Raw genomic sequence first — 3272 nt, forward strand, 5'->3', positions numbered from 1 at the left:
ACCGATACGGCCGCGGCGCCCGCGCCCATCCTGCCTGCCACGCCGACGCCGGTGGTGCTGCCCACGGTACTGTTTAAAGTGGGCAAGCCCGAGCTGCTGCCCAGTTCCAGCCCGGCCCTCAACCAACTGGCCGCCGAGCTGAAGGCCCGCCCCGAGCTGCGGCTTCGCATTGCCGGTCACGCCGATAAAATCGGGGAGCCCGACAAAAACCAGGTACTCTCGGAGCAGCGGGCCGAGGCGGTGAAGGCCTTTCTGGTGCAGGCTGGCGTGGCCGCCGGGCGCCTGAGTACCGTGGGCTACGGCGACACGCGCCCGCTCTATCCCTCGCCCGACGTGCGCAACCGCCGCGTGGAAGTAGAAGAAATAAAGTAGCTCCACTCCAGGTTCGCGCCCCGCGGCAGCATCTTTGTGGTTCGGCCCACATCCGCACCTATGAACACGCTCCTGAAACTTGCGCTGCTGGCGGCCCTCGCCGGCCCCGGCCCGGTGCTGGCCCAAACTAGCAGCTGGCACAACAAGCAGTGCGCCGTGGTGCTAACCTATGACGATGCCATCGACGTGGACCTCGACAACGTGGTGCCCGCGCTCGACTCGGCCCGGCTCCGTGGCACGTTCTATCTCATTGGCTCGTCGCCGGTGGTGGTGAAGCGCCTGAATGAGTGGCGCGCAGCCGCCCGGCGCGGCCACGAGCTGGGCAACCACGCCCTGTTTCATCCCTGCGACGGCAGCCTGCCCGGCCGCAGCTTCGTGACACCCGACCACGACCTGCACGCCTACACCGTGGGCCGCGCGGTAGATGAAGTTCGGGCCAACAATGTTCTGCTAACGGCCATCGACGGCAAAACCGCCCGCACCTTCGCCTACCCGTGCGGCGACCGCACCGTGGCCGGCGTGCCCTTCTACGACCAGCTGAAAGGTGAATTTGTAGCGGCCCGGGGCGTGTCGCCCGGCCTGCAATCTGCTGTGCAGGTCGACCTGAGCAATGTGGATGCTTACTCCATCAACGGCCAAAACGGCGACTACCTGATTGACCTGGTGAAGCAGGCCCAGGCCTCGCACACGCTGCTGGTGTTTCTGTTTCACGGCGTGGGCGGCGGCCACTCACTGAACGTGGGTCTGCCAGCGCACCGTCAGTTGCTGCGCTACCTCAAAGCCCACGAAAAGGAAATCTGGGTGGCGCCGATGGTGGAAGTGGCCGAGCAAATTCGGACGGAGCAGGCCCGCGCCACCCAAAAATAAGATTGTTAGTACCTGTTGCATGTCGCACCGCCATTTTCTCATTCACAAGCCCTACGGCTACCTCAGCCAGTTTGTCAGCCAGTTCGCGGGCGAGGCCAGGAAGAAAAAGCTGGGCGAGCTCCACGATTTCCCCGAAGGCATCATGTCCATTGGCCGCCTCGACGAAGACAGCGAGGGCCTGCTTCTGCTCACCACCGACGGCCGCATGAGCGAGCTGGTACGCAGCCGCAAAGTGGAGAAGGAATACTACGCCCAGGTCGACGGCCTGATAGCCGACGAAGCCGTGGCCGCACTGCAAAACGGCATCGAAATCAGTATTCAAGGCGCCAAATATCAGACCACGCCCTGCACCGCCGCCCGCCTCAACCCGGCCCCGACCTTTGCTCCGCGCAGCCGCAAAATCCGCGACGACCGCCACGGACCTACAAGCTGGGTCAGCATCACCCTCACCGAAGGCAAGTTCCGCCAGGTGCGCAAGATGACAGCCGCCGTGGGTTTCCCCACGCTGCGGCTGGTGCGCGTGCGGGTGGCTGACATTTGGCTGGGCGACCTGCCCGCGGGCGAGGTGCGCGAGGTGCCGGATTTTGGGCTCTAGCGTGCATTCGTACAAAAGAACGGCCATGCTGAGCGCAGCCGAAGCATCTCTCCCGCGCAACTAATCAATTGTAGCGCTGCCGTAGAAATGCTTCGGCTGCGTTCAGCATGACCGTTCTTCAGTCCTATTTTGCCGCTACTGCTTTTGCCGGGGCTTTGGCTTCTTCCAGCGGCTTCACGTTGTCATAGTAAAACCGGTCAATCAGCTTCTGGTACGGGTCGATGCCACCTTTGGCAGGCTTCTCGCTCACTACGAAGTGCAGCGTTTCTTCGGGCTTGGTGAGCTTTACTTTCTGCACGAGCAGGGCCTTGCCGCGCACGTCCCAGCTTTCGCCGGGGGCCTGGTCGGGGCCGAAAATGCCGACCTCCACGTAGTCGGCCAGCCGGGCAGGCGTTTCGTTACCGAGGCTGTCGGCGCGCACCTTTTCGGCTTTGATGGTGAGGGCCACGTCGTAGCGGCCGTCGGGGCGCGGCGTGTAGGTGGCATCCTTCAGTTCATTCTTATAGAGCGTGATGGTTTCGAACATATCGTGCAGCACGTACTGCAGCGAGTCGGGCGTGGCCCGGCGAATGTAGCCCAGCAGGTCGGCCGCGGTGGCATAAGGCGGCCGGGTCTGGTGGTTAGCGGCCAGGAAGTCGCGTAGTGCGCCGTTCAGCTTGTCCTCGCCCAGGTAGTCCTGCAAGGCGTAGAACACCATGCCCCCTTTATAATAATGAATGTAGGGCTGGTTTTCGACCAGCAGCAGGGGCAGCTCCTTCTTTCGCTCGCTTCGGCGGCCGCCTAGGTAGTTATTAAGTTCGCTACGCATGAACTGCTGCATCTGGTTGGGCGTGAAGGCGTGTTTGGCGTTCATAATGGCCGAGTATTCAGCCAGCGACTCCACCAGCACGCTCGCGCCCTGCACGTCGGCCCCCACAATCTGGTGGCCCCACCACTGGTGGCCCAGCTCGTGGCTGGTGATGAAGTAGGTCATGTCGGGTGCTTTGCGGTCGCGCAGGTCACGGATAAAACCGGCGCTTTCCGAAAACTGAATGGTGTTGGCGTAGCTCTGCGCGAAGGACTTATAGCGCGGAAACTCCAGCAGGCGGATGTGGCGGTACTGGTAGGGCCCGAAGGCCTTGGTGTAGTAGCCCAGCCCGTCGGCCAGGGCCTGGGCCATGCGGCGCACATTGGCGGCGTGGTGTGGGTCGTAGTAGATTTCGATGGCCACGGGCGGGCCGCCGGTCGGGTTCTGCCACTGCGTTTTGTACGTTTTATAACGGGCCGAGAGGATGCTCACGATGGGCCAGATGGTCTGGTCCATGCGGTAGCGGAAGTAGCGCCGGCCGCCCTGCGTCCATTCGCGCTCCAGATTGCCGGCGGTGGCGGCCACCTGGTCGGGGTCGGTGCTGAGGGTGGCTTCGTAGCGCACGCGGTCGGCGTCGCGGGCAAACTGGGC

General features: G+C 63.3%; 4 protein-coding genes. 3 read left to right on the forward strand and 1 reads right to left on the reverse strand.

Going from position 1 to position 3272, the window contains the following annotated elements:
- From ACYVDE_RS18240 to ACYVDE_RS18250, 3 genes are all read left to right on the forward strand, one after another.
- Window positions 1-372 (forward strand): OmpA family protein (locus tag ACYVDE_RS18240; RefSeq protein ID WP_460502983.1); only part of this gene is annotated, 372 nt, incomplete at its 5' end.
- Window positions 373-432: 60 nt separating this feature from the next.
- A complete protein-coding gene (locus ACYVDE_RS18245; RefSeq protein ID WP_460502984.1) occupies window positions 433-1239 on the forward strand; it encodes a polysaccharide deacetylase family protein in 807 nt (268 codons plus the stop codon).
- A gap of 19 nt (window positions 1240-1258) precedes the next feature.
- Window positions 1259-1834, forward strand: a complete 576-nt coding sequence (locus ACYVDE_RS18250) for a pseudouridine synthase family protein (protein WP_460502985.1) — start codon at window positions 1259-1261, stop codon at window positions 1832-1834.
- A gap of 124 nt (window positions 1835-1958) precedes the next feature.
- Here ACYVDE_RS18250 and ACYVDE_RS18255 read toward each other — a convergent pair.
- Window positions 1959-3272: M1 family metallopeptidase (locus ACYVDE_RS18255; protein ID WP_460502986.1), on the reverse strand; the 1314-nt coding region annotated here is incomplete at its 5' end.

Source organism: Hymenobacter agri (assembly GCF_054778495.1).